At 41.3% G+C, this 317-nt stretch carries 1 tRNA gene; it reads right to left on the bottom strand.

Features of this window, described 5'->3' with window-relative positions:
• Positions 1-141: 141 nt before the first annotated feature.
• Positions 142-217: transfer RNA gene (locus RWY47_RS13760), tRNA-Ala, on the bottom strand.
• Positions 218-317 lie beyond the last annotated feature (100 nt).

Raw genomic sequence — 317 nt, 5'->3', positions numbered from 1 at the left:
CTCTTAGTGCCAAGGCATCCGCCCTGCGCCCTTAATAACTTGACCAGTTATTAAAAGTGTTATTTTTTAAAGAGTTTTCTTCTCTTATAATTGGTTTATTTAATCATCACTAAATGTTATGCAGTTTTCAAAGTACTAATATGGTGGAGATGAGGAGGATCGAACTCCTGACCCCTTGCGTGCAAGGCAAGTGCTCTCCCAGCTGAGCTACACCCCCACAATATGAAGTTCATTTAAGAACTCTCAAAATTAAACAGTAGGTAATTACTCCTTAGAAAGGAGGTGATCCAGCCGCACCTTCCGATACGGCTACCTTG

It is taken from the genome of Paraclostridium sp. MRS3W1 (assembly GCF_032465715.1).
GTDB lineage: Bacteria > Bacillota > Clostridia > Peptostreptococcales > Peptostreptococcaceae > Paraclostridium > Paraclostridium dentum.
The sequence above is the reverse complement of the archived record's forward strand: the minus strand, read 5'-3'. Positions and strand labels throughout refer to the sequence as shown.